The organism is Flagellimonas sp. 2504JD1-5, from assembly GCF_053618295.1.
The window spans coordinates 512,306-532,405 of record NZ_JBSIOU010000001.1 but is presented as its reverse complement, the minus strand read 5'-3'; the positions used below and the strand labels follow the sequence as shown (position 1 = coordinate 532,405).

Genomic DNA, 20,100 nt, shown 5'->3' with positions numbered 1-20,100 from the left:
TTAAAACAAATTTGAATGGACGTATATGCCAATAATGCTGATAATCATCAAAGTTTAACGCCTGAAATCATTACTACATTTGATGCCTTCAACAGACTTCTTATTGATGGCATGGACTTTACTTGCTTAATAATTGATGATGAGGCCTTGGCCAGAAAAAGAATAAAAAGACTGCTTAGCCATATGGGTAACATTCGTCTTTTGGATGAGTGTCAGAATGGCGAAATTGCTGTAGAGAAAATAAAATCACTTAGCCCGGATTTTATTTTTCTTGATATCAAAATGAAGGATATGACAGGTTTTGATGTCCTTTCCCAACTGAAAGAGCATATAATACCACTTCCAATATTTGTAAGTGCTTACGATGATTATGCACTCAAAGCATTTGATTTTCAAGCATTTGATTTTCTTTTAAAACCATTTGACAAGACCAGGTTTGACGCTTGTGTCAATCGGGTTCTGCAACATTTGAAAATCATGAAGTATCAGAACAACGCCCTTAGCTTCAACGAAATTATAAGGGAAATTGATCTAAAAATTGAACGAATCAACTCAAGACCCTTGGATAAAATCCCTGTGAAGCTAGGTAACAAAACAATCTTTGTTCCTACAAATGAAATCTTGTACTTTCTTGCAAGCGGCAGTTACTCCGAGCTGTACCAAAAAGAGAAAAAAGTGGTGCTTCGGGATTCGTTGACCAATATTTATAAATCGTTGGATGATTCCAAGTTTATTCGAATACATCGGTCTACAATTATAAATCGAGATTTCATAATCGAAATCCAAGCGTCAAGCTACTATGAAATAGACATTATAATGCCCAAAAATCGAAAGTTCAGGGTGAGCAAATCTTATAGGAACGCTACATTACAAAAGCTTGGATTATAATGGGCCTTGAGAAATATATCAAAAATCGAGATTATTTTAGGGTTGTGCTGATACTAACCATTTTCTATACCATCTGGAAAATAGTTAAATACCTAAATTTTCTTTGGTTGTACTATAATCAAATTCCGGATTTTGGTGAAGTAATCCACCCATCCAAATATCTGGATGCAATACTATTGGACTGGGTTGTGGTCATCTCATTCATGTCCTTTGTCGCTTATCTGATTCAAAAAGGGTTCGATCACAAAAAAATAAGACTTTCTCTTTTGATTCCCATTCATTTGGTGCTTTCCTTTTTAATTGGATTTTTCATCTTCCCAGTACTATTTCTTTCCTATTGGCTTACAGGTAGGATTTCATTTGAGATTGGTTTTTTTAATGTATTGTTGGATAGGGTGATAAAATATATGGACACCAACTTTTTAACCTATTTTTCCATGTTGGGTGTTATCTTGATCTATTATTATTTCAAAGGGATAAAGGATCAAGAATCAAAAAAGGCCATACTTGAATCACAATTGACAGAGGCTAGGGTTTCTGCTTTGAACTCACAGCTACAGCCACACTTTATTTTCAATGCTTTAAATGGCATCTCTTCATTAATAGATGAGGATTCGGAAAAAGCTCAAGAATTGGTGGCCAGTCTTGGTGATATGCTAAGAAACATTCTAAATCATAATCAGGCTGTTCAGATAACCCTTAAAAATGAGCTGGACAATCTTAAAAATTACCTTCATATTTTAAAGATAAGATTTGAAGAAGACCTGACAGTAAGAATAGATATTCAAAAAGGGTTGGATAACTGCCTTGTTCCAAATTTATTTCTGCAACCTATTGTTGAAAATGCGGTAAAACATGGATACGGATTCAAAAAAAAGAAACTTAATCTATCCATAGATATTTTCAAAAATCAAGATGTTTTAGTTTTTAAATTATGGAATGACGGTCTACCATTGAATGGATATCATGTGATTTCCAACAAAAAAGGTAACGGGCTTCGGATAATAAAACAACGTCTTGAAGCTCAGTATCCGGAAAGTTTCAGCTTTAAAATTCGCAACCTGCCAAATAAAAGAGGGGTGGAAAATGTAATTAAAATACCTTTGAATTGGTGTTCTCAAAACAATAAAGAGCAAAATAATGCTATTCTATATCAAATATTTAATAAATAATATCGGCCGAATCGATGTTTAAGTTATTGGAACTTTTGAAAGCGAGCAAAACTGAGTTTTGCGCTGCAAGCCCCAAATCTTGCCCTAACTAATACTACTGAGCGAGGCAATAATTTGATTTTAAAGAAAAAATAGGTCAACTTTTCACTCTGTTTATAGGGCTTTCAAAGGGATTTAACCCAATTCTCAAAAAATAATGATTGGAAAACTGTTGGTCCCATATATTCTTAGACCAATCAAAAAGCATCATTTCATTATTCTTGGTTTTTGTATTTTTACTGTAAACTTTTTCAATGTTTTTAGGGGTCCCAAGGGCTTTTACAGTAAAAAATGGATATTTCATTAAGAGAAGTAATCTGCAAGATGTATTAATTTTACTGGCCTTTTGGCCAGAAACCGGACAACGTAGCACCGGCTTGCCGTGCTACCCTCTCGCTATACCACCAACTCCCTTTCGGTCATTGTTCGGTATACCTTTAGGCAAATCAAAAAAATAGAATGCGCCCTATGATATTTTTGTTTTACGCTAATCTATCTGAACACTACAAAAATCCCATAGGATCCAAGCGCAAAGTTTAAGGGTAAGAAATGGGACAAGCAATAAACAACTTTATAATTCTACTAACTTTTTGTTGTAATCATCCAAGATTTCACTGGGCAAGGATTTCAGGTAGATTTGAGTGGTGGATAATCGATTGTGGCCAAGCATTGCGGAAATTGCCTGTAGCGGAACATCTTGCAACATGGCTTGGGTGGCAAAACTGTGACGGGACACATACGATGTCAACCGTTGCTCTATATTACATTTAACCGCAATCTCTTTCAGTCCCTTATTATATCTTTTTCTTGCCCATAAAACATCTTTGTACTGAAGTTCAAAAATTTCTCTTTTGATTATGGGAAAGATAAAGTCAGATTTGTCCTTGTTGCTAAGATAAAATGAAAGTATTTCTTTTAGCTGGGGAGTAACACCTATATCATAAGGTTTGGAAGTTTTTCTTCGCTGGAACTTAAGACGGTTATCAACAATATTTTGAACTTTTAGAAATGCCAAATCCATAAATGAGATTCCATATAACATATAAGAAGCCAGGAAATAGTTTCTATAGTGAAACAAGCTATCCGATTCTTTCAGCTTTAAAAGCATTATGGATTTAATACTATCAGCATCAAGAGCTCTTTTTTCTGTTGGAGTGGTTTTAATTCTGTAATGGGTAAAAGGATAAGCATCTCTAGTAACGACATCTGATTTGATGGCCTTATTGAAAATTGCCTTAATCGTCCTCATATAAGTGGAAAGAGCATTTACGGAGTTTCCCCTCGAATAGTGCCAATTCTCAAATCTTTTAAGAAAGTCATAATTGACTTCGTTGAACTTGATATCATTTCCTTCTGTAAATTTTTCTAACACCTTGATTACTGCGTAATACGTATTTGCGTTTCCAAAACGTTCCGCCTTTTTTAAATCATGTATAATGTATTTACCATATTCAATAAACGATTTAAAAGAGGAGGTTTTTACAATTTTATTTTTGAGTTGTAGAATTGATAAAAAGTTGAGTTCGTCCTTTTCATGTAGGTCATTGATTATATCTACAGCTCTGGTTTTTTCCTTCAAAAGCAGATTATTCAATTTGCTAACTGACGAAGTGCCTTTGAAAGCTCTCTTTATTTTTTCGTTCTTAGCGTCCCAATATTCTTTGCCAACAGATTGCCCTAAACTTATCGAGGTGGTTTTACGAAAATGTGTCAATCGTAAAATGATAGGATAGGAGGCATCTTTTTTCTTCCTGCGAGTGTCTAAAGAAAGTTTTAAATTGGTATTCATCTCAGTCAAAGGTAGAAAAAAATTTGCACGCAATTTGCACGCAAATGGATGATTTTATTTGACATCATAAATACATATATTTAATTAAATCGCTGATAAATAGTTAGTTATATGTTATCTAGATTCGGCTTGGTATACAAATCCTCTTGCTGGCAGGCAAGAGGTCACCGGTTCGACTCCGGTATTCTCCACTAGTAAATACAAGCCTTCACAAATGTGAGGGCTTTTTTGTTTTTCAAAATGCACAGTTTGTGCACACTTTTGAAATTTTCTTTCAGATTAAGTAAAATTTAACATTAACAGATTCAAAATCCGTCAAGTTATTGTGCTTTTCATCTAATTTTCAGTTGCTATCTATGTTAACTTTTTAAAAACCAACCTAAACTTGCGGGTACTTAAGCTCCAAAAAATGTTGCTTTTATTGTCCCCTTAGCATGTAGGGTATCAGGGAACCTATTATCGTTTCGCTAGGCTAAAGTTTTAATCGAAATATAATAAAGGGAATTTAAACCGCTACATTCGATTAATATCCGTTTCTTTACTAAACTTTGCAGACTATCACGAAAATTGAGCCAGTCTTGAAATAAAAAAGAGAGCCCTCTCCATTACCAGTTTCCCATTACCACAAAGGGCCCATTTTAAGCTATTTTTTGAAAGTTTCAACATTCATGACCAAATGCCATAAAGGTTGGCGCTGTACTGCTTTTGCTCTACTTTTTACCAGCAAAGTGCTTTTATGTGCTCATGGTTCCCGTTTATGGACAAGGGTTTTATTATCGAACAAAATAAAAAAAGACATGCTTATAATTAAAATTGTTCCCGGTGAGAATATTGAAAGGGCTCTGAAAAGGTACAAACGAAAGTTCAGGAGCACCCAACATTTGAAACTAATCAAAGACAATCAAGAGTTTAAAAAAAAATCCAAGCTACGAAGGGATAAAGTGGCCAAAGCGATCTATAAAGAGAAATTTTTAAGGTCAATGGAAGATTGATCCTATGGACAAGGACCTAAACCTTTCTGTGTTGATAGATGGCGACAACATTCCCTCAAGATATGTCAAAGAGATGTTGGAGGAGATTGCAAAATATGGCAACCCCAGCATTAAAAGAATTTATGGGGATTGGACAAAACCCAGCTTGGGCAAATGGAAAGATGTTCTACTGAAATATGCCATCATACCTGTACAGCAGTATGGATATACCACTGGGAAAAACGCTACGGATAGCGCAATGATAATAGATGCGATGGACATTCTCTATTCTGGGAAGGTAAACGGATTTACACTTGTTTCCAGCGATAGTGATTTTACAAGACTGGCAATACGCCTAAGGGAAGCAGGGATGACAGTTTTTGGTATAGGGGAGAGAAAAACCCCAAATCCATTTATTGTTGCCTGTGACAAGTTCATTTATCTTGAAATCTTGCAAAAAACTGAACTCGGGGCTTCTCCAGTATCATCAAAAGATGAAAAGAACAAGGTAGATAGAATCACTCCAAAGGTCGTGGATCTGATACTATCCACTATTGCGGATGTTGAGGATGAAGAGGGATGGGCATATTTGGGAGAAGTAGGCGCACTTTTATTAAAGAAACAACCCAATTTTGATGCAAGGAACTATGGCTTTCGAAAACTTACTCCCTTGATCAAATCAATTGACGAGATCGAAATTGGACAAAGGAACAATCCCAAGGGCAACGGAAACCTTATTTATGTCCGAAGTTCGATGTGATTAAACACCAAATACTATGAGGCCACTTTCAATTGCAAAACAAGTTACCAATAGGGATGGAGAATCGCTTAAAAGATACCTCGTTGATGTTGGCCGTATCCCCATGATTACAGAGGATGAAGAAGTCAAATTGGCAATTCTAATAAGAAATGGAGACAATTTGGCCCTTGAAAAGTTGGTGAATTCCAATTTGAGGTTTGTAATATCAGTGGCCAAACAATATCAAGGCCGGGGTTTAAAATTACTCGATTTGATAAACGAAGGAAATCTCGGATTGGTAAGGGCTGCAAAGCGATTCGATGAGACCCGCGGATTTAAATTCATATCCTATGCCGTTTGGTGGATACGCCAAGGAATACTTCAGGCATTGACGGAAACCACGAGAATGGTGAGATTGCCTTTAAACAAGATAAGCGTGATCAACAAGATAACCAAAGCCTCCTCCTATTTTGAACAAACCCATCAACGACCCCCATATGCTGAGGAAATCTCAGAAATGATTGATGTTTCCCTTGCCGAAGTTCAACTATGTATGAAACATTCCATGTGGCCAATGTCAATGGATGAAACATTAAATGCCGAGGGTAACGATCTTACACTCTACGACGTTTTAGGTTCTGGCAATTCCGATAGTCCCGAAACTGGTCTTATTGAAAATTCGTTAAGGACAGAATTGGAGGGATTGCTCAATATCCTTTCAGATCGCGAGACCTACGTGATCAAGAAGTATTACGGTATTGGATCTCACAATGCCATTGGAATGAATGAAATTGCCTACCAACTAGGCATTACTACAGAACGTATAAGACAGATAAAAACAAGGGCATTGTTGCGTTTGAGAGCGTCCTCAAAGTGCAATTTCCTTAAAGAATATTTGGACTAGGTTCTGTTTTTGAAAAGATTCCTTAGCAATAAAAATGGATCTCATTTTTAATCTTGCAATATCTTTTTATGTTGGATTCAAGGGTTAAAAAATGATTTTGTTTTCTTACATCAAAACACCATTTATTGCCTATCTTTAAAAGGCAGTTTTCAGCATTTTCACCGTCTTCAAGGGACCCCAAATTTCTACAATCATAGTAGAAAATCAGATTTTGACTGTCGGGGAGTTAAGATATAAAAGTCTATTGCCCTTTGTGCGCACTAGCTATGTGACCACCTTAATTTTTACTTGGCGATTAAACTAAGGATATGAGATTATACATTAAATACATGGTCAGTCAGCGCTGCAAAATGCTGGTAAAGGAGGAGTTAACAAAGTTGGACTTGGAGCACACAATATTGGATCTTGGAATGGTTGAAATCATGGAAGACGTTCCAGCGGACAAACTGATTCTGTTTGGACATAATCTTCTTAAATCTGGACTGGAATTGCTGGACGATACTAAGAGCATCTTAATTGAGCGGATAAAGACTGCCATTGTGGAAATGATCCATCATACCGATGAAATTCCAAAAATCAATTATTCTGGCTATTTAAGTGAAAAATTAGGATACGATTACACCTATTTGTCGAATACATTTTCTGAAGTACAAGGAATCACCATACAGCATTATATCATCAAACATAAAATTGAAAAGGTAAAAGAACTGTTGCTATACAATGAGTTCAACTTGGCCGAAATTTCCCATAAACTGCACTACAGCAGTCCGTCCCATTTGTCAAATCAGTTTAAAAAAATCACTGGCCTCACACCATCCTTTTTCAAAAAAATGAAAAGAAAAAGACAGCAAAACTTGGAGAACCTGTGATATATGTAAGGTTTACAAATATTTATATAGCAAAGTTCCTGTTGTTTCGTCGCACCTTTACCTACTGTTATAATTTTAATCAAGTAGTATTCAAAACATACAGTGTAAATGGGCATATTTGAAAAGAACAATTCAGTTTATACTATTATCATAAAATTAGCGGATGTCTTTAGACCGGTATTTGATAAGAGAAATTCACAAACCGTTGTACAGAATAGATGGGAAAAAAACCTAAAACCCAATTTGGTCAAAATCAAGAAATAATTAAGGTAGCGGCCAAAACATGGCCCACATCATAATAAGAGAAAGAGAATTTGATTTTGTTTGTGATATGTGCTTTTAAATTATTTGGAAGCCAAAAAAGAGCAGCAACCAAAAAACTGCTCTTTTTTTACTTATATACCAGTTGTAAACAATAAGAGCTTCCCGCAACTACTGCTTTTGCATTTCTATTTCCAACCAGTCGATAACCAACAAAAAACTAAAGCAATGAGAAAATGTGCGCTGTCATTTATACTGCTAGTGGTTGTGCTGCTAGCAGCCGTTTTATTAGAATAATCAAAATCTAACACAATACATCTATCATGTCAAAAGAAAAAGAAGGAAGAAAGAAATCAGGAAAAACAGCGCCCTCAAGCACACCAAAAGAGAAGAGAGCTGCCAAAAAAGCAAAACGGGATGTCAAAAATAGGGCTGAGTAGATAAACATTAACCGCGAACTTGACCATGGAGAGAGGGGAATTTGAAGAATGCAAGAAGTTTAATTTGGCTGATGTATTGCAATACAGTTCCAACGCGATCGTGGTAAAAAACATAGAAGTCAATACAAATTGTGTCATACAGTCCTTTGTATTTGATTATGGCAAAGTGCAATCATATGAGAAATCTCCTTTTTTGAGATTTATTCTTATCATCGAAGGCAAAGCTGAAGTTGTTATCAATGATAACTCTACCTTCTTGCAAAAGGGAGACTCCATACTCATACCGGGACACTCTACCAGCTCAATTGAAGCGAATCATAAGTTCAAAATGATCTGCACCACTATTAAAAGTGAATAAGTTATCTGCGTTAAAAATAAAAGGCGCCTTATAGGAAAGAATAAAATGGAGAATAGATTCAAAATAGGAGATGTCGTCTGTGCCAAAGTAAGGCCTTCGGTTTCCCTTGTTGTGCGCTTGTACGCGCGCAAAGTATATTACTGTGCCATTCAAAACGACCCTCTGGCAAATGAACTGGTCTATTTTGATAGGGAACTGAATTCTTGGGATACAGTTCCAAGATTTCAGAAAACTTTAGACAACAAATTATGAAAGCGAATACATTGGTTTATTGCGAGAATGAATTTGGAAGTGTAGATGGTAAAGTAGCCAACGGACTTGTTCGGCAATCGGAAAAGTACATTATTGTTGGAATCATAGATAGTTCCAAGACGGGACAAGATGCGGGCGAACATCTTGATGGCGTAAGCAATGGAATCCCCATTTTTGAAAATATTGGGCACGCTTTGGAAGAATTAAGTGCCATTCCTGAGTATTTTATCTATGGTATCGCCCCGATCGATTCATTTTTGAACAACGAACAAAAGGAAGTCATTTTTACCGCCATGAAAAGCGGGATGAACATCATTAATGGGCTTCCAGAATTTTTTAACGATGACATCCAATATACCAATGTGGCGCTCAAATATGGTGTAACCATACAAGACGTAAGGAAACCTCCAGCACGTGAAAATCTCCATAATTTTTCGGGACGTATCCAAGAAGTAAAGATTCCGATAATCGCGATAATGGGTACCGATTGTGCTGTTGGCAAAAGAACTACAGCATTACTATTGGTGGAGGCATTGCGTAATGAAGGTCTGAACGCTGTCTTCGTGACCACTGGTCAAACTGGTATACTACAAGGATCCAAATACGGAGTGGCCATAGATGTGTTAACATCAGGGTTTGCCACCGGGGAAGTTGAAAACGCCATCCTAAATGCCTACGAACAAGAACATCCGGATATCATCGTTGTTGAAGGCCAGGGAGCTTTGAGTCATCCTGCATTTACCTCTTCAAGTGCCATTCTACGTGGGGCAATGCCAGATGCTATTGTCATACAACATCCTCCAAAACGAAAAAGTTATTGTGACTATCCCAAAATTCCAATGCTGGACTTGGTAGATGAGATTGAAATGATAGAGATATTCTCCAAATCATCGGTCATAGCAATTACCATTAACCATGAAAACATGACCCCTGTTGAATTGCATCATGTAATAAGCGAGTATGAATCAGAATTTAATCTGCCTGTTACAGATGTACTAATGTATGGATGCGATAAATTGGTAAAGGAATTGATCAAAACATTTCCAGAGTTAAAAAGAGAGTCGGTGTTAGTTTGAACCTTCCCCGGATAGATATTGATTTAGGAAAGATTGCCTACAACGTACAACAGCTGAAAATACTCTATGGCTCTAAGGGCATCAACATAATAGGTGTTACCAAAGTGATCGGGGGTGATCCAATAATTGCCGAAATATTGGTCAAAAATGGTGTTGAAATTCTTGCTGACTCAAGAATTTCAAATATTATAAAAATGCGTAAAGCAGGTATACGGGCACAGTACCTATTACTCAGAACACCTGCGCTCAGCCAAGTGGAAGAGGTGGTGATTCATTCGCATATGAGTCTAAATTCTGAATTGGCAGTTCTAAAAAAACTTTCGGAATATGCCTTAAGAAACCATATAATACACAAGGTTATCCTGATGGTGGAACTTGGTGACCTGCGAGAAGGGATCATGCCCTCGGATATGAATGCATATGTAAAAGAAGTACTGAACTTGGATGGCCTGGCCTTGATAGGTATTGGAACAAATCTGGCATGCTTTGGTGGAATAAGCCCCGATGCGGGCAAAATGAACGAGTTGTCTTCGATAGCAATCCGGCTGGAAGAAAAATTCAAAATCTCGCTGACTATGGTGTCCGGCGGAAACTCAGCGAATTATAACTGGTTTACGTCTTCAAAAAATGTGGGCAGAATAAATAGCTTACGATTGGGGGAATCTATTTTTTTAGGAAGAGAAGCACTTTGTAGAAAACCTATACAGGGACTTTTTACCGATATTTTCACATTAGTGACCGAGGTCATCGAAGCAAAACGAAAACCATCACAACCCTATGGAGAAGTATATCAAAATGCGAATGGTGATATTCCTAGGTTCAAGAATAATGGCTTGATGGATAGGGCGGTTCTTGCGATTGGAATGCAAGATGTCATGGTTTCAGGAATCACTCCAAAACAAAAAATAACCGTACTGGGTGCTAGCAGTGACCATATGTTGATAGACAATACCAAAACAAAATTAAGAGTTGGGGATACCGTAGCGTTCGACCTGAATTATAGTGCATTGTTAAGAGTGTTTAATACCCCCTACATTGCAAAAAATACGATCAATCAATATGAATGTGAAAGCATACTGTAAGGCGGTCGAGACAAAAGACCTTCAGCATAAACTTTTAGCCCCCACCATTTGGATTCGAGAAAATCATTCCCCACTAGTGAGTTTGATGGACACTAATTTTAATTTGATTTTTGAGCCTTCAATTTCCAAGGATTATAAGTACTTGATCAGGGAAGATATTCTAACAAAAATAGGCCGGATCAGCAAACAATTGGATAGGCAAAATAAAGTTTTGATCATTCGTTCTGCATGGAGATCTTTTGAACACCAAAAACTTTTATGGGATTCCAAATTTGCCTATTACAAGAAAAAACATCCCGAAAAATCGGATATAGAAATTAAGGAAACCGTAAGCTATTTTATCGCTCCCCCAACAAAGTCCATGCATGCTACAGGTGGAGCAGTAGATGCTTTGATCTATGATAAACTTGAAGGTGGTGTGATGGATTTTGGAACTAACAATGGTTTGGAAATCGACCTTTCAAAAAAATGTTATCCCTACCATCCGGATATTAGTGCTAAAGCGAAAAAAAATAGGGCCTTGTTGATTGGTCTATTTGAAAACGAAGATTTTGTATGTGATCTGAAGGAATATTGGCATTTTGATTACGGCAATGTGGTTTGGGCCATTGAAAAAGAAAAGGAGTATGCCATTTATGGACCCACAATTTAATTTCGATAAACGTTTAACCAATCGGACAGCATATAGCCTTTTATTATATATGATAATGTGTGATTTATATAAGATTCGCTTGAATTAGTATAACATGCTCAGGCATTGCAAATCCTATCTTTATGGTTAAACCGAATTACTATGGATAATGATCCTATAAGTGAGCTGAAAAACGTATTAAAAAAAGGGCGAGGAAGAACTCTAATCATTATTGCCACATTGGTGATATTGCTGTTTGCATTTAAACCATGGGTTCAAATCGGTGCAGGTGAGCGAGGGGTTGTCCAGAATTTCGGAGCTGTACAGGACAATGTGTTGAATGAAGGAATCCATTTCAAAATACCAATAGTGCAAACCGTCATCTTAATGGACGTAAAAATTCAAAAGGCAATGACCGATGCTGCTTCTTCATCTTCGGACTTGCAGGATGTGGATTTATCCGTGGCCCTTAACTATCATATCATACCCGATAAAGCAAATTTGGTTTATCAAACCATTGGTGTGGAATTCAAGGAACGTATCATTGACCCTGCAATTCAAGAGGTAATGAAAGCGGTGTCTGCCAGATACACTGCCGAGGAATTGATTACCAAAAGACCAGCTGTTAGTACCGAAATGCAAGAGGCCCTTACTTCGCGATTGCTCGCTTCGAACATATCGGTCGATGCTTTTTCGATTATCTCATTTAGCTTTTCCCAAACCTTTACCGACGCTATTGAGGCAAAACAAACTGCAGAACAAAACGCATTGAAGGCAAAAAGAGACCTGGACAGAATAAAAGTAGAAGCAGAACAAACCATTGCGGCCGCAACAGCAGAAGCAGAGGCACTACGATTACAAAAAATGAATATTTCACCTGACCTTATCGAACTCAGGAAAATAGAAGCAAACCTTAAGGCCATAGAAAAATGGAACGGGATTTTACCCGAGGTAACGGGTGCTGGAGCAATTCCTTTTATTGGGGTAGGTAAAGCAATTAAAAACAAATGATAATAATATCACGGTATTTTAATACAGAATCGATAATTGGTATGTTTGTGCTATTTTACTTGGTTGTTGGTGGTGTTAGAGGATTTTACAGACACCAAATGATTGAAAAACACCAGTACAATTATTATTCCGACCCTCCCATGAATCTTTTGAGCAAACTAGCACACAATTGGCTCAATGGCACTTTCAGTTTAACCACCCTTCTTATTTCAGCATGCTTTACCATTATGTGGTTTTTGCTCTTCTAAAGAATGAATTAATTCCAAAGGCATTCGTTTCCCACGGATTCCAACTTCTTCAACAAAGGGAAGACAACGAACAAAACTTAAAATGCCACCTTTAAAGGTGGCATTTCAACTGTTTTGGAAAATAAGAGATCTATCTATTTGACCAATTCAACATTGACCGCGTTCATTCCCTTTTCGCCTCTTTCCATTGTAAATTTCACATTGTCGTTCTCGCGAATTTCATCGATAAGGCCACTCTGGTGGACAAAGACATCCTCATCGGAATCCGCAGGTTTAATAAAACCAAACCCTTTTGCACTATTAAAAAATTTTACTGTTCCTTCTTTCATTACTTTATATTTATTGTTTACTATTTTATTCAATATTTGTTTTATAATATTCATTGTTTTCTTGTATTAAACATTGCGTCCTTATTTTATGGAAACGGACTGCATTTTCCCCAACTTTCGCAAAACACCAATGTGGTCCATAATGGCACCAGCAAATGTTTTTTTTGTATTATAGGGCATCCCATGTTCCCTAGCGGTACCAGCTACGATATTTGATAGTTTTTTATAGTGCACGTGACAGATATTGGGCAACAGATGATGTTCTATTTGATAGTTCAACCCCCCTATCAACCAGGAAAATAATCTGCTTTTGGGCGCAAAATTGGTAGTAGTGGCCAATTGATGTGCAAACCAATCGCTTTCGATTACCCCATCTTCATCAGGTAGCGGAAATTCCGTACTGGGCATAATATGTGCCACCTGGAATATAATGCTTATCAGAAGTCCTGTAACAAAGTGCATGCTAAGGAAGGCCAAGATAATTATCCATGGGGGCAATGGCACTATGAACAAAGGGATGATCAAAGCATAGGAATAATATAACAGCTTCCAGCCTATAATTTTTACAAGTTCATTTCTGAACTCATTCTTTTTATTCAAGAATCCCATTTTTCTATAGCGTCCCAGTCTTATGAAGTCTTTGGCGGTTACCCATGAAACTGTGGACAGTCCATAAAAGAACCACACATATAGGTATTGAAACCTATGAAGACCATTTTTTTTGGCATGCGGTGAAAAACGAAGGAAAAAAGGTGCGTTTATATCATCGTCCGCTCCATCTATATTTGTATAGGTATGGTGCAATACGTTATGTTGAATTTTCCATACCGTTGCGTTCGCACCTATTAGGTTCATGGTGTAACCTAGATATTTATTTACTTTTTGATTTTTGGAATACGAACCATGAATGGCATCGTGCATGATTCCCATTCCAATTCCGGCCATTCCAATTCCACTAGTTATATATAAGGTAAAAAGTAGCCATGGAGATGCAACTACCCCAATATTTATCAGAATTAGGGGTGCGAAGAACACGACCAGCATGAGAATGGTTTTACCGATCATGCTCTTGTTGGCATGCTTGCTGATATTGTTCGTTTTAAAATATGTATTTACCCTATTTCTCAATGTTTTTGAGAAGTCAGTACTTGTTCTTTTTGAAAATTTTGGATTTTTGATACAACTGTGATTTTGTTTTAATTCTTTTCAACCTATGGTCTCAAGAATTATAGATAAGCATAAAGTCTATTAGGTGCTTAGAGAAATATCTATTGGTGAAGACTTGTCCTATTGTGAAAACCGTGTCGCCGCCCTTACCTTTAGCTTAAAATAATTTTTTGCACTATTGCTGAAAAATAGAGAGAGCTGGAAAAGAATATTGAATCTGTGAAGACAAGATTAATCGGAGCTTTCCGAATTTTAACTCGACAAAGTTAGCGTATAATTGGACAATATTGCCCAATTATATGTTAAATGCTGATATTCAATATTTTAAGATATGTTGTGGCCATAACTAACCAAAACCTAAAATTGAATGAAAGTGAAGTATGTTAATATTTTTTATTGCTCCATTAAATGACTACTTAATGGAACTGGGGGGGGGAATTATGGAAGTTCTTTGAACTGTTGGTTTAAAGGAATTGTAAATTACAGTATGGCTTGTTATCAGTAATAATTATGGTAAGATTAGGGCAGGAAGCCCACTTGTCCGTATCTTTTGCATTTGCCCCAAACCCTTAAATTAATTAGGTACCTTTCAGAATGAAATATTCTATAAGCGCACTGCTCATTCTGGGAACTTTCCTTTATTTTTCAATTTCTTCCTGTAAAAACCAAAAAGCTGATCCAAACTTGACCTCATTGAACCTATTAAGGGGTGAACTCCAATTGTGTGGTAATGGACAGTTTGGAGAGGTCAACTTTTCGGAATCCTGCAATTACGAAACAAGGGAAACCTTCAACCTTGCGATATCACTACTCCATTCGTTTGAATATATCGAAGCGGAAAAAGCCTTTGTGCAGGTCATTGACACAGACCCCGAATGCGCGATGGCCTATTGGGGCGTGGCGATGAGTATTTATCATGGGCTTTGGGCACCACCTGAAAAATCAGTTTTGGAAAAAGGGGTAAAACTATTGGAAATCGCCGAAAAATTGCCCAAATCGGAAAAAGCAGGAGAATATTTAGATGCAATAGGTGCTTTTTACAAAGATTGGGAAACAGTAGATAATCAAACCAGAAAATCGAGGTATGCTAAAAAAATGGAAGAAATGTACCTCGAAAATAGTGATGATACCGAGGTTGCCGTTTTTTATGCCTTGGCCCTTCGCGCATCAGCCGTACCCAGCGATATGACGTATTCCAAACAAAGGGAAGCAGGCAAAATACTGGAAAATCTTTTCAAAAAAGAACCCAACCACCCGGGTATAGCCCACTATATTATCCATTCCTATGATTATCCGGAACTGGCCGAGCTGGGTCTGAGCACGGCTAGGCGCTATGCGGATATTGCTCCAAATTCGGCACATGCGCAACATATGCCGTCACACATATTTACACGTCTGGGGCTTTGGGATGAATCGATTAGCACAAACTTAAAGTCCGCCGAATCTGCCATTTGCTATGCAGAAAGTATTGCTCCTGGAGCGCATTGGGATGAAGAAGTACACGCTATGGGCTACTTGGTTTATGCCTATCTGCAAACAGGAAACAATAAGCTTGCTTATGACCAATACGATTATCTTAAGACATTTGAAGAAATATTCCCTCCAAATTTTAAAATTGCCTATACTGCCGCTGCGATTCCCGCACGTTTGGCAGTTGAAAACAAAAATTGGGAAGAAGCTGCCAATATTGAGTTACCTCAAAAATTAGAGATAGAATGGGTAGAGTTTCCTTGGCAGTCATCGCTATTACATTTTGCAAGAGCATTGGGAAATATTCATATGGATAAATTAGAATCTGCTCAAAATGAGTTGGACATTTTATATGCTTCCAAACAAAAGTTGACAGCCATAAATGATATTTATAAAGCAAATCAGGTTAACATTCAAATTAAAACAATTGAGGCATGGATGCAATTAAAAAAAGGTAATGAAGAAGAAGCCTTAACCCTTATGTCCGCTGCTGCAGATATGGAAAGTAAGACCTCAAAACATCCTGTAACACCTGGCGAAATCTTACCTGCCGATGAACTTTTGGCAGATATGCTTTTGGTCTTGAATAAACCGCAAGAAGCTTTGACTGCTTATGAATTAAATTTAAAAAGACGCCCAAATAGATTTAATGCTATTTATGGTGCGGCCGTAGCGGCCAATCATATTGGTGATATTGAAAAAGCGACCATGTACTTCGAAATATTACTTAAACAAACTGAAAATGTAGTTGGTGATAGACCAGAAATTAAAGAAGCAAAAATATTTCTAGAAAAGAACACAAATAGTTAATATGTGTTTCAATAAACCATTCTCAATTTTCATTGGCTTCATTTTTTGTTCCGACTTTCCAAGAATCACTGTTATAACTTGAAGATTTTTCAAGAGAACCTTCCTGTCAGCGTTAAAGTTTTCCATTACGATACACATCTTGAATTGCTCCCGAAGGTTGCAAAAAATATTCTTAGAGATAAATACTTGGTTTGATAAATGTATTGGCGAACGAGGCGCAGCGCAGTGCTGCAAGCCCCAAATCTTGCCACTAGCGAATTTGTTTAGCGAGCAAATATTTCTAATTTGCTGTAAAAAACTCCATTGTTTATTGAAGGTTTCATGGGGTTTTAAATAAACACTCAATAAACATAGTCACTCAATGACGCGAAGGCTTTTGTTTTTTGGACGTACAGGGGATACGGTTGGTAGATTTTCCCGTTATACGGCAAAAATCTCATCAACATCCTTAAAACTTTTAAACTCCAACATATACCCATTGGGATCTTGGACCAAAAACGAAAGATGTTCTCCTTTTTTACTTTGCATAAATGTAGCTTCGGTTGTGACCTCCAAATCCAGTTGAAAGAGCTTCGTGTAGAGCTTGCCCCACATATCTACGGGCACAATAACACCAAAATGAAATGAAGGCAAAATATAGTCCTCCAACTTATAGCTTTTAAACTCAAACTTGAAGTCTCCGGCCTGTGTAAAGGTCAATTGGTTGCCAAAAAGGTTGACATCCAACCACTTTTCGGTATTCCTTCCTAAACTTGCGCCTATAATGTCTACATAGAAATTTTTGGTTTCTTCAATTTCCTTACAGGGCAATGCGAGGTGAAACTTGGCGTTCATAATTGTCTTTGCTTTTTTGTTTTCTTCCTATGTTCTTAAAATATGCCTTTATGGCCATACGGTCTGATTTATCCATAAACTCAACTGCTTTCTTCCAATTCAGCCAAAGCACCGTTTCGAATTTATGTTTTTCCAAAACCTTGATTTTTGATGATTTTAATCGGGCGTAATAATAGTTTTTATTTATGGTTTCGGTTTCGGTTCGTTTAATGTGGGACAGGTAAAATTGAACCTGTTCTTCAATCAATTTCAGGGTTATTTCTTCACCCGTTTCCCTAATAAGGGCCTCTTCTTCGGTTTCTTTTCGTTTTTTGACACCTCCGGGCAATGTATATCTAATGGGTTTTCCAACTTTTTTAAGGACCATGATCTTGGTTCCCTTGACAGCCAATAATCTTGATTTGACTATTTTTTTCATATTCCTTTGTTTGTTGAAAGGGGGCAGAAAAAATATACCGCCCCCAAAGGGTTGAGTTAGCTAATCAAATGGAATTCCGATATAATGAGAGGGTATACTTCACTTCGCATTCAATTGTGCTCTTTTCAAGTCTATTCTTCTTCAAAATCTTTGGACTCATTAATGTTTATTTGATCTTCTGATGATTCCTCATCATCATATTCTTCCATGGCCATTGTTAGTCGCTTACTTACTTTTACCAAATACAGAGTGTCCTCTGTTTTGACCTCAATGCATTCCACCCATTCGCCTTGGGCGTTTCTGAAACTTATGATATCCCTATCTCCATACCCATCCGCATATTTTTCCATGATAAGATCCAGAATATCCTTGCTCAATTTTTTATAATCTACAATTACTCGTTTTAGGATGTTGTTTTTCTTGTTCTCTTTCATGATCACATGTTTAATAGGTATGCAAAAATCAGTGGGGCAACGATTGTAGCGTCACTTTCAATTATAAATTTTGGGGTATTTATATCCAGTTTTCCCCATGTAATCTTTTCGTTTGGAACGGCACCTGAATAGGATCCATAACTTGTTGTGGAATCGCTGATCTGGCAGAAATAGCTCCAGAACGGCGTATCAGTCTCATCTAGGTCTTGATACAACATCGGAACCACACAAATTGGAAAATCGCCTGCTATTCCACCTCCTATCTGAAAAAAGCCAATGCTATTTTCGCTGTTGTTCTTGTACCAATTGGCCAAGAAGGTCATATACTCAATTCCCGATTTCATGGTGCTTGCCTTGAGTTCTCCTTTGATGACATAGCTAGCAAAAATATTTCCCATAGTACTGTCTTCCCAGCCAGGAACAACCATGGGCAAATTGGCCTGGGCAGCAGCAAACATCCACGAGTGTTGTATATCTATTTCATAATGTTCCTCTAAAACACCGGACAACAACAATCGGTACATGAACTCGTGCGGAAACAAACGTTCTCCATTTTCATCGGCCTGCTTCCATATCTTATAGATATGTTTCTGCAAACGACGGAACGCTTCTTCTTCTGGGATACAGGTGTCTGTAACCCGGTTGAGTCCACTTTCCAGCAAATCCCATTCATCTTGTGGGGTCAAATCACGATAATTGGGTACCCTTTTATAATGCGAGTGGGCCACCAAGTTCATAATATCTTCCTCCAAATTAGCCCCGGTACATGATATGATATGCACCTTTTTAGTACGGATGATTTCGGAAAAAATCTTACCCAGCTCTGCTGTACTCATGGCTCCGGCCAACGACACCAACATCTGGGACCCCTGCTCCAATTGGGATTCATAACCCTTGGCGGCATCGACCAAAGATGCTGCATTGAAATGCAAAAAGTGCTTCTCCAAAAACTGGGAAATTTCCCCTTTATTTTTCATCGAATTGTTCTCCATTTCTTTCAAATTTTTCAATATTGTAGGGTTGTTCATATTCATCCTCAAATTCTTCCATGTCCTGTTTGAATTTGTAGCTCAACATTTTGTAGTAAAGTTTTGCGGCCAAAAAATCTGAGGATTTCTCCTTTTCATTAGGGCAGAGTTCCATTATATCAAAACCAACTACATTGCATTCCTCAAAAATTCGTTTTAGAAATTCGAGGGTTTCGTACCAAAAAAGTCCTCCGGGTTCCGGTGTTCCTGTAGATGGAAGAATTGAGGGATCCAAAGCATCCAAATCAAAGGTGATATAAACATTGTCTGTCATCAGATCCAGAACATTGTCCATCCAATAGTCATCGGAGACCATTTCGTGGGCAAAAAAGACATTATTATGGTTCATCACCAAGGTTTCGGAGGCATCCATACTCCGAATGCCCACTTGAATAAGATTTGTAGTCTGTGACGCTTCGTACAAGGCACAGGCGTGATTGTATTTAGAGCTATTATATTCCTTTCGTAAGTCGGCATGTGCATCAATTTGGAGCACGGTCAGTCCCTGATATGCTTCATTGAATGCTCTAATGGCCCCTATGGAAACGGAATGCTCCCCGCCGATCATGGTGACCATTTTTTTTCGGTTGATAAAATCCTTTACGGTACTATGAACGATGTTGACCATGTTTTCCGGTGAATCGAAACCGTCCAAAATCTCGCTCAAATAAATTCCCTCCCGATATACTTCGCTATCGGTTTCAATATCATAGAGCTCCATATTTTCTGAAGCTTCCAGAAATGCTTCTGGGCCTTTATCTGCTCCTTTTCCCCAAGTACTGGTGCCATCGTAGGCCACGGGAATCAACACCACTTTGGACTTTTCCGCGGATGCATACTCCTCGGGTATTCCTGCATAGGTTGTTGTTAGTTTCATCTT

23 protein-coding genes are annotated in these 20,100 nt (G+C 37.6%); 15 read left to right on the top strand and 8 right to left on the bottom strand.

Annotated features, from left to right (window positions below; translation table 11 throughout):
- Positions 1-15 precede the first annotated feature (15 nt).
- Positions 16-888, top strand: coding sequence for a LytR/AlgR family response regulator transcription factor (locus ACULLG_RS02380; protein WP_452125167.1), 873 nt, complete (start codon positions 16-18; stop codon positions 886-888).
- A complete protein-coding gene (locus tag ACULLG_RS02375) occupies positions 888-2,060 on the top strand; it encodes a sensor histidine kinase (RefSeq protein WP_452125166.1) in 1,173 nt (390 codons plus the stop codon). Before ACULLG_RS02380 ends, ACULLG_RS02375 begins: the two co-directional genes overlap by 1 nt.
- A gap of 610 nt (positions 2,061-2,670) precedes the next feature.
- On the opposite strand, the gene ACULLG_RS02370 is transcribed toward ACULLG_RS02375, so the two are convergent.
- Positions 2,671-3,888: a phage integrase SAM-like domain-containing protein gene (locus tag ACULLG_RS02370; RefSeq protein WP_452125165.1), complete on the bottom strand. Its 1,218-nt coding sequence runs from the start codon at positions 3,886-3,888 to the stop codon at positions 2,671-2,673.
- 797 nt (positions 3,889-4,685) lie between these two features.
- Here ACULLG_RS02370 and ACULLG_RS02365 point away from each other — a divergent pair.
- From ACULLG_RS02365 to ACULLG_RS02310, 12 genes are all read left to right on the top strand, one after another.
- A complete protein-coding gene (locus tag ACULLG_RS02365; protein WP_452125164.1) occupies positions 4,686-4,880 on the top strand; it encodes a small ribosomal subunit protein bS21 in 195 nt (64 codons plus the stop codon).
- 4 nt (positions 4,881-4,884) lie between these two features.
- The gene (locus ACULLG_RS02360; protein ID WP_452125163.1) at positions 4,885-5,619 is read left to right on the top strand and encodes an NYN domain-containing protein; all 735 of its coding nucleotides are present in this window, start codon (positions 4,885-4,887) and stop codon (positions 5,617-5,619) included.
- 16 nt (positions 5,620-5,635) lie between these two features.
- Complete coding sequence (locus tag ACULLG_RS02355) at positions 5,636-6,502, top strand: sigma-70 family RNA polymerase sigma factor (RefSeq protein WP_452125162.1); 867 nt, start codon at positions 5,636-5,638, stop codon at positions 6,500-6,502.
- A gap of 308 nt (positions 6,503-6,810) precedes the next feature.
- Complete coding sequence (locus ACULLG_RS02350; protein WP_452125161.1) at positions 6,811-7,371, top strand: helix-turn-helix domain-containing protein; 561 nt, start codon at positions 6,811-6,813, stop codon at positions 7,369-7,371.
- Between the two features lie 108 nt (positions 7,372-7,479).
- On the top strand, positions 7,480-7,635 hold the full coding sequence (locus ACULLG_RS02345; RefSeq protein WP_452125160.1) for a hypothetical protein: 156 nt from the start codon (positions 7,480-7,482) through the stop codon (positions 7,633-7,635).
- Between the two features lie 462 nt (positions 7,636-8,097).
- A complete protein-coding gene (locus tag ACULLG_RS02340; RefSeq protein ID WP_452125159.1) occupies positions 8,098-8,430 on the top strand; it encodes a cupin domain-containing protein in 333 nt (110 codons plus the stop codon).
- Positions 8,431-8,475: 45 nt separating this feature from the next.
- Positions 8,476-8,682: a hypothetical protein gene (locus ACULLG_RS02335; protein ID WP_452125158.1), complete on the top strand. Its 207-nt coding sequence runs from the start codon at positions 8,476-8,478 to the stop codon at positions 8,680-8,682.
- The gene (locus ACULLG_RS02330) at positions 8,679-9,758 is read left to right on the top strand and encodes a DUF1611 domain-containing protein (RefSeq protein ID WP_452125157.1); all 1,080 of its coding nucleotides are present in this window, start codon (positions 8,679-8,681) and stop codon (positions 9,756-9,758) included. Before ACULLG_RS02335 ends, ACULLG_RS02330 begins: the two co-directional genes overlap by 4 nt.
- Complete coding sequence (locus ACULLG_RS02325) at positions 9,755-10,840, top strand: alanine/ornithine racemase family PLP-dependent enzyme (protein ID WP_452125156.1); 1,086 nt, start codon at positions 9,755-9,757, stop codon at positions 10,838-10,840. The genes ACULLG_RS02330 and ACULLG_RS02325 overlap by 4 nt, the downstream gene beginning before the upstream one ends.
- Positions 10,824-11,492, top strand: a complete 669-nt coding sequence (locus ACULLG_RS02320) for a M15 family metallopeptidase (RefSeq protein ID WP_452125155.1) — start codon at positions 10,824-10,826, stop codon at positions 11,490-11,492. The genes ACULLG_RS02325 and ACULLG_RS02320 overlap by 17 nt, the downstream gene beginning before the upstream one ends.
- 141 nt (positions 11,493-11,633) lie before the next feature.
- Positions 11,634-12,482, top strand: coding sequence for a prohibitin family protein (locus ACULLG_RS02315; protein WP_452125154.1), 849 nt, complete (start codon positions 11,634-11,636; stop codon positions 12,480-12,482).
- The gene (locus tag ACULLG_RS02310) at positions 12,479-12,730 is read left to right on the top strand and encodes a hypothetical protein (protein ID WP_452125153.1); all 252 of its coding nucleotides are present in this window, start codon (positions 12,479-12,481) and stop codon (positions 12,728-12,730) included. The genes ACULLG_RS02315 and ACULLG_RS02310 overlap by 4 nt, the downstream gene beginning before the upstream one ends.
- A 134-nt stretch (positions 12,731-12,864) precedes the next feature.
- On the opposite strand, the gene ACULLG_RS02305 is transcribed toward ACULLG_RS02310, so the two are convergent.
- Positions 12,865-13,059, bottom strand: a complete 195-nt coding sequence (locus ACULLG_RS02305; RefSeq protein ID WP_452125152.1) for a cold-shock protein — start codon at positions 13,057-13,059, stop codon at positions 12,865-12,867.
- Between the two features lie 81 nt (positions 13,060-13,140).
- On the bottom strand, positions 13,141-14,187 hold the full coding sequence (locus tag ACULLG_RS02300; protein WP_452125151.1) for a fatty acid desaturase family protein: 1,047 nt from the start codon (positions 14,185-14,187) through the stop codon (positions 13,141-13,143).
- A gap of 633 nt (positions 14,188-14,820) precedes the next feature.
- Here ACULLG_RS02300 and ACULLG_RS02295 point away from each other — a divergent pair.
- On the top strand, positions 14,821-16,506 hold the full coding sequence (locus ACULLG_RS02295) for a tetratricopeptide repeat protein (protein ID WP_452125150.1): 1,686 nt from the start codon (positions 14,821-14,823) through the stop codon (positions 16,504-16,506).
- 420 nt (positions 16,507-16,926) lie between these two features.
- Here ACULLG_RS02295 and ACULLG_RS02290 read toward each other — a convergent pair whose 3' ends face one another.
- The 5 genes from ACULLG_RS02290 to speB form a co-directional block, all read right to left on the bottom strand.
- Positions 16,927-17,340: a VOC family protein gene (locus ACULLG_RS02290; RefSeq protein WP_452125149.1), complete on the bottom strand. Its 414-nt coding sequence runs from the start codon at positions 17,338-17,340 to the stop codon at positions 16,927-16,929.
- Positions 17,306-17,758 (bottom strand): NUDIX domain-containing protein, encoded by a 453-nt coding sequence (locus ACULLG_RS02285; protein WP_452125148.1) that lies wholly within the window; start codon positions 17,756-17,758, stop codon positions 17,306-17,308. Before ACULLG_RS02285 ends, ACULLG_RS02290 begins: the two co-directional genes overlap by 35 nt.
- 131 nt (positions 17,759-17,889) lie before the next feature.
- A complete protein-coding gene (locus ACULLG_RS02280) occupies positions 17,890-18,192 on the bottom strand; it encodes a hypothetical protein (protein ID WP_452125147.1) in 303 nt (100 codons plus the stop codon).
- Positions 18,193-18,194: 2 nt separating this feature from the next.
- Complete coding sequence (locus tag ACULLG_RS02275) at positions 18,195-19,169, bottom strand: deoxyhypusine synthase family protein (RefSeq protein WP_452126522.1); 975 nt, start codon at positions 19,167-19,169, stop codon at positions 18,195-18,197.
- Entirely contained in the window at positions 19,159-20,097 is a 939-nt protein-coding gene (gene speB / locus ACULLG_RS02270; protein WP_452125146.1) for an agmatinase, read from the bottom strand. The genes ACULLG_RS02275 and speB overlap by 11 nt, the downstream gene beginning before the upstream one ends.
- Positions 20,098-20,100 lie beyond the last annotated feature (3 nt).

Coding starts and splice junctions, on each gene's coding strand:
- ACULLG_RS02345 (WP_452125160.1), top strand. CDS start 7,480: ATGGGCATATTTGAAAAGAACAATTCAGTTTATACTATTATCATAAAA.
- ACULLG_RS02355 (WP_452125162.1), top strand. CDS start 5,636: ATGAGGCCACTTTCAATTGCAAAACAAGTTACCAATAGGGATGGAGAA.
- ACULLG_RS02340 (WP_452125159.1), top strand. CDS start 8,098: ATGGAGAGAGGGGAATTTGAAGAATGCAAGAAGTTTAATTTGGCTGAT.
- ACULLG_RS02370 (WP_452125165.1), bottom strand. CDS start 3,888: ATGAATACCAATTTAAAACTTTCTTTAGACACTCGCAGGAAGAAAAAA.
- speB (WP_452125146.1), bottom strand. CDS start 20,097: ATGAAACTAACAACAACCTATGCAGGAATACCCGAGGAGTATGCATCC.
- ACULLG_RS02350 (WP_452125161.1), top strand. CDS start 6,811: ATGAGATTATACATTAAATACATGGTCAGTCAGCGCTGCAAAATGCTG.
- ACULLG_RS02375 (WP_452125166.1), top strand. CDS start 888: ATGGGCCTTGAGAAATATATCAAAAATCGAGATTATTTTAGGGTTGTG.
- ACULLG_RS02330 (WP_452125157.1), top strand. CDS start 8,679: ATGAAAGCGAATACATTGGTTTATTGCGAGAATGAATTTGGAAGTGTA.
- ACULLG_RS02335 (WP_452125158.1), top strand. CDS start 8,476: ATGGAGAATAGATTCAAAATAGGAGATGTCGTCTGTGCCAAAGTAAGG.
- ACULLG_RS02280 (WP_452125147.1), bottom strand. CDS start 18,192: ATGAAAGAGAACAAGAAAAACAACATCCTAAAACGAGTAATTGTAGAT.
- ACULLG_RS02360 (WP_452125163.1), top strand. CDS start 4,885: ATGGACAAGGACCTAAACCTTTCTGTGTTGATAGATGGCGACAACATT.
- ACULLG_RS02295 (WP_452125150.1), top strand. CDS start 14,821: ATGAAATATTCTATAAGCGCACTGCTCATTCTGGGAACTTTCCTTTAT.
- ACULLG_RS02365 (WP_452125164.1), top strand. CDS start 4,686: ATGCTTATAATTAAAATTGTTCCCGGTGAGAATATTGAAAGGGCTCTG.
- ACULLG_RS02315 (WP_452125154.1), top strand. CDS start 11,634: ATGGATAATGATCCTATAAGTGAGCTGAAAAACGTATTAAAAAAAGGG.
- ACULLG_RS02285 (WP_452125148.1), bottom strand. CDS start 17,758: ATGAAAAAAATAGTCAAATCAAGATTATTGGCTGTCAAGGGAACCAAG.
- ACULLG_RS02290 (WP_452125149.1), bottom strand. CDS start 17,340: ATGAACGCCAAGTTTCACCTCGCATTGCCCTGTAAGGAAATTGAAGAA.
- ACULLG_RS02275 (WP_452126522.1), bottom strand. CDS start 19,169: ATGAAAAATAAAGGGGAAATTTCCCAGTTTTTGGAGAAGCACTTTTTG.
- ACULLG_RS02310 (WP_452125153.1), top strand. CDS start 12,479: ATGATAATAATATCACGGTATTTTAATACAGAATCGATAATTGGTATG.
- ACULLG_RS02380 (WP_452125167.1), top strand. CDS start 16: ATGGACGTATATGCCAATAATGCTGATAATCATCAAAGTTTAACGCCT.
- ACULLG_RS02305 (WP_452125152.1), bottom strand. CDS start 13,059: ATGAAAGAAGGAACAGTAAAATTTTTTAATAGTGCAAAAGGGTTTGGT.